We start from the raw sequence: 4,596 nt of genomic DNA, 5'->3' as shown, positions 1-4,596 counted from the left end.
TATATCCGTTACACAAATTTGCAGCCTTGGATATAATTAAATTTAATTTTATGGCATTCGTAGCTGTAATTTCAATCCTATTACTTACTCTAACTGGATGGGATAGATTTATTCCTAAGTTCGGTTTACCAAGTGAACCAGCTGTTAGACTAAAAAAGGGGAATAGCAATTTAAATGCTGATAAAAATGCAGCGATATAAATAAATTAAAAAGATAACCTTATAAATTAAGGTTATCTTTTTTCATTTAATTATAAATTATATATGTTTATAATCACAGATAATTTATCTCTTATTACTTTCTCATCTCTTCTTCAAATATTTTATCATATTCTGCAACAACTTTATCAAATTCAGCTTCATCTTCAACCATTTCATATGAAGCTGTGGCACCTTCTCCAATTACCTTATATACATAAGCTTCATCTTCTTCGTCAAGTGGTGCTAAAATAACATAGTGCTCTCCATCTATAGTTAAATCTTCAACTATTTCTAGTTCTACCTTTTCCATTGTTTCTGAGTCAGTAAGTGTTATTATATTGATTTCTTCCATTTTCATGTCCTCCTAAATTCTTTCAAATAAACCTTATTTCATTATATAGCATATAAACCTATAAAACAATGCCATATTAAAAATATAAAACTTAATTATATTACTATCTAATTTATACTATTTATTAGTAGACATGTATATGTTATTTTTACATAAGTTTTAAATATAAAATCTGGTATCTGGGTCTATGAGATTATCTTTTATTTCTACACCAAATAATCCATTCATTAAAGTAGCACTTTCAATATGGTGGGCATCCTGTACATCTCTATTTAAAATTTGTACTTGATCTATACTACTCTTTTGTGATGGTTTAATTTGATTATTCTTTTTATTTTTATTTTTCGATTTACTCATGTTAATTCACCTTCCTTTCTTATATAATATAAATTATTTAAGACAACGGATGGTTAATCATTTTTTGCATTATAAGCAGTTAAAACTTGATTGAACTCTTTACCTGCTCCTATAGACGCATACTCAATCATACCATTTTCTCTACTTACAACCTTATATGCACAAGCTTCATCTGAATCCTTGGGACCTGCAATTACATACTCACTTTTTCCTACATTAACCACATCAATAAATTCTAATTCTACTATTCTTCCATCTTCCCCTGAAACTTTTATACATTTATTATTGCTCATCTTATAACCTCCAACTATTTTTAAATCTTTAGTAAAAATATATAAATTTAAAGTTATACATTTTTAACTTTAAATTATTTTAAAAATATATTACTTATTTATAAGATGTGCATAATACAAAAAATTATTTATGTTTTTAATTTTATTTTTTTAAGGTATCTAATCTATCCTTTATGCGTTTTTCATATCCCATTGATGTTGGAGTATAATATCTTTTCTTAAGTAACTCCTTAGGCATATATTGTTGCCTAACATAATGATTTTCATAATCATGAGGATACTTATATCTTGATCCTTCATTTAAAACATTAGATCCACTATAATTACTACCTCGAAGATGTAAAGGAACTCTACCTATCTCTTCCTTTTCAATGTCTTCAAGAGCTAAATTAATAGCATTATAAGCTGCATTACTTTTAGGTGCCCCAGCTAAATATATAACCGCCTGAGCTAGAGGTATTCTAGCTTCTGGCATTCCTATAAACTTCACTGCATTTAGAGCCGCATTAGCTATTAAAAGCGCATATGGATCTGCATTGCCTATATCTTCTGCTGCTGATATTACAAGTCTTCTAGCTATGAATTCAGGATCTTCACCACCTGATAGCATTCGAGCAAGATAATGCACTGAAGCATCAGGATCACTTCCTCTAATACTCTTTATAAAGGCAGATATTATATCATAATGATAATCTCCACTTTTATCATAAGCAATTTGTTTTCTTTGCATACACTCTTCTACTACATCTTGAGTTATATGTATTATACCATCTTCCCTCTTATTAGTAGTTAATACAGCCAATTCTAAAGCATTTAATGCTCTTCTCCCATCACCACCAGCATTATCACATATAAACTCTTCTGCTTCTTTATATAACTTTATACTAATACTTCCATAGCCCAACTTTCTGTCTTTAAGTGCTCTATTTAATAATGACACTATATTTTCCTTTGATAAAAGCTCTAATTTGAAAATCATTGATCTAGATAAAAGTGCTTTATTAACTTCGAAAAAGGGGTTTTCTGTGGTAGCACCAACTAAGGTCACTATTCCCTTTTCTACATGAGGTAATAAACTATCTTGTTGGGTTTTATTAAACCTATGTATTTCATCTATGAAAAGTATAGTTTTCTTTCCACTCATAGAAATTTCTTTCGTTGCTCCATCTATTACATTCTTTATATCTTTAATGCCAGAAGTTACGGCATTTAGCTCTACATAGTTACACTTAGTAGTTTTAGCAATAATTTTTGCTAGACTTGTTTTTCCAACTCCAGGAGGTCCATGAAATATTAAAGATGTAATTCTATCCCCTTTAATGCTTCTATATAATAGTTTATCCTTGGCTAATATATGATCTTGCCCTACAAATTCATCTAAATTGCTAGGTTTAAGTCTTTGTGCTAAAGGTTCATTACTAATTAAATCTATATTTTTATTTTTTTCTTTTCCTTCTTCTAAATCAAATAATGAGATATTATATTCTCTTTCCATTTACATCATCCTTTAATAAATACTTATTATACCAATTTAATCTAAATTTCATTCTATAATATATTAAATATAACATAAAGCCTTCCAGAATAAAATCTTTAACTCTGGAAGGCTATTATCTGTATTAAAAGTTATTAAGGTAATAATCTGCATATTTGATATAGTAATCTAATATTATAATTAATTAAGAAAATTAATAAACATTACACTAAATTATTAATTATAGTAAGTTTTTACTCTTCTTTTCATTGTAATCATCTAAACACTTTTTAACCCCTGCAGACAATGCTAAAAGGGCAAGTAAGTTAGGGAATACCATTAATCCATTAAAAGTATCTGCAAGTTCCCAAACTAAATCAACTTTCATACCAGCACCTAAGAATATAAATATCATAACTAATATTCTATAGGGAGTTATTCCTTTATCACCAAATAAGAATTTTATATTAGCTTCCCCAAAGAAATACCATCCAATAATTGTAGAGAATGCAAAGAAGAATAATGCTACTGATATAAATATTCCTCCAAATTCTCCACCCATACCATTAGCAAAAGCAGTTTGAGTTAATATTATTCCTGTTTCTCCACTATCCAAAGCTCCAGTAGTCAATATTACGAGAGCTGTTAAAGTTAATATAATGAAAGTATCTATAAATACTCCCATCATGGCAACTAAACCTTGCTCTGACGGATGATTAACCTTTGCTACTGCATGAGCATGTGGGGTTGAACCCATACCTGCCTCATTTGAAAACAATCCTCTAGAAACTCCATATCTAACAGCTTGTCTAATTGTAACTCCAACAACTCCTCCAGCTATAGCTTGAGGATTAAATGCTCCAACTACAATCATTTTTAAAGCAGGTAATATATTTGCATAGTTCATTACTATTATAAATAAGCTACCTATAATATATAATAGTGCCATTACTGGAACAACTTTTTCTGTAAAGGATGCTATACGAGAAACACCTCCTATGAAAATTATACCAGCTAGTATAGCAACTACCACACCTACTATTCTAGGATCGATGCTAAATGATTTTGAAAAAGCACTTCCTATAGAGTTTGCTTGTACCATATTCCCAATAAAACCAAGCGCAAGTATAATAGTTATTGCGAAAAATATAGATAGTCCCTTTGCTATATTTTTATTCTTCAATCCATTTTTAATGTAATAAGCTGGACCACCAGTAACTTGTCCATTTACTACTGTCTTGTATTGCTGAGCTAAAGTTGCTTCTGCGAATATAGTTCCCATTCCAAAGAAGGCACTAATCCACATCCAAAAAATCGCCCCAGGTCCCCCCATTGCAATAGCTGTAGCTGCTCCTGCTAAATTTCCTGTACCTACTTGTGCAGCTATTGAAGTAGCTAAAGCTTGGAATGAAGACATTCCATCTGCTCCTGCTTTTTTTCCAAATTTTATTTTACCAAAAACAAGTTTAAAGCTTTCACCAAATTTTACAACTTGAACAAACTTCAACCTAAAAGTAAAATAAATCCCTGTTCCACATAGTAAAAAAACCAATACATAGTTCCATATAACTCCATTGATACCCTTAACTATCTCTAGTAAATTATCCATAATATCCTCCCCATGATGTTACAGTTTACTACCTTATATTCATTGTAAGTTTATTTTGTGAATTTTTCAACAATTTCGAACAACCTTGTATATTTGAATATGTAATGATACTATTTGATATTTAAATAGATAAGATTTAAATTATCATATNNTATAATCTTATAAAATATTAAAAATAAATAAAAAACAACGAAAAGCATTAGACTCCTTCCCATTGTTTTGTTGGTGCAGATAGCGGGATTTGAACCCGCACGAGAATTCTCTCACTACCCCCTCAAGATAGCGTGTCTGCCATTCCACCATATCTGCAT

5 protein-coding genes, 1 tRNA gene and 1 pseudogene are annotated in these 4,596 nt (G+C 30.0%); 1 reads left to right on the top strand and 6 read right to left on the bottom strand.

Annotation, left to right across the window (positions count from 1 at the left end; all coding sequences use genetic code 11):
* Nucleotides 1–200 (top strand): annotated as a pseudogene (locus B2671_RS15335) (Na+/H+ antiporter NhaC family protein); the annotation flags it as partial.
* A 94-nt stretch (nucleotides 201–294) separates the two neighbouring features.
* Here the strand turns inward: B2671_RS15335 and B2671_RS15330 are convergent.
* The 6 genes from B2671_RS15330 to B2671_RS15305 form a co-directional block, all read right to left on the bottom strand.
* Nucleotides 295–552: a DUF1292 domain-containing protein gene (locus B2671_RS15330; RefSeq protein ID WP_346871186.1), complete on the bottom strand. Its 258-nt coding sequence runs from the start codon at nucleotides 550–552 to the stop codon at nucleotides 295–297.
* Nucleotides 553–711: 159 nt separating this feature from the next.
* Nucleotides 712–909: a hypothetical protein gene (locus B2671_RS15325; protein ID WP_346871185.1), complete on the bottom strand. Its 198-nt coding sequence runs from the start codon at nucleotides 907–909 to the stop codon at nucleotides 712–714.
* Between the two features lie 53 nt (nucleotides 910–962).
* Complete coding sequence (locus B2671_RS15320; RefSeq protein WP_346871184.1) at nucleotides 963–1,202, bottom strand: DUF1292 domain-containing protein; 240 nt, start codon at nucleotides 1,200–1,202, stop codon at nucleotides 963–965.
* Nucleotides 1,203–1,344: 142 nt separating this feature from the next.
* Entirely contained in the window at nucleotides 1,345–2,697 is a 1,353-nt protein-coding gene (locus B2671_RS15315; RefSeq protein ID WP_346871183.1) for a replication-associated recombination protein A, read from the bottom strand.
* Nucleotides 2,698–2,917: 220 nt separating this feature from the next.
* A complete protein-coding gene (locus B2671_RS15310) occupies nucleotides 2,918–4,285 on the bottom strand; it encodes a sodium:alanine symporter family protein (protein ID WP_346871182.1) in 1,368 nt (455 codons plus the stop codon).
* A 223-nt stretch (nucleotides 4,286–4,508) separates the two neighbouring features.
* Nucleotides 4,509–4,594 (bottom strand) — tRNA-Leu (locus B2671_RS15305).
* Nucleotides 4,595–4,596: the final 2 nt, after the last annotated feature.

The organism is Clostridium sp. UBA5119 (genome assembly GCF_002414285.1).
In the GTDB taxonomy this organism is placed as follows: Bacteria; Bacillota; Clostridia; order Clostridiales; family Clostridiaceae; genus Clostridium_J; species Clostridium_J sulfidigenes.
The sequence above is the reverse complement of the archived record's forward strand: the minus strand, read 5'-3'. Positions and strand labels throughout refer to the sequence as shown.

Excerpts from the sequence above, each read along its gene's own strand:
- B2671_RS15310 (WP_346871182.1), bottom strand. The coding sequence starts at position 4,285 with ATGGATAATTTACTAGAGATAGTTAAGGGTATCAATGGAGTTATATGG.
- B2671_RS15320 (WP_346871184.1), bottom strand. The coding sequence starts at position 1,202 with ATGAGCAATAATAAATGTATAAAAGTTTCAGGGGAAGATGGAAGAATA.
- B2671_RS15330 (WP_346871186.1), bottom strand. The coding sequence starts at position 552 with ATGGAAGAAATCAATATAATAACACTTACTGACTCAGAAACAATGGAA.
- B2671_RS15325 (WP_346871185.1), bottom strand. The coding sequence starts at position 909 with ATGAGTAAATCGAAAAATAAAAATAAAAAGAATAATCAAATTAAACCA.
- B2671_RS15315 (WP_346871183.1), bottom strand. The coding sequence starts at position 2,697 with ATGGAAAGAGAATATAATATCTCATTATTTGATTTAGAAGAAGGAAAA.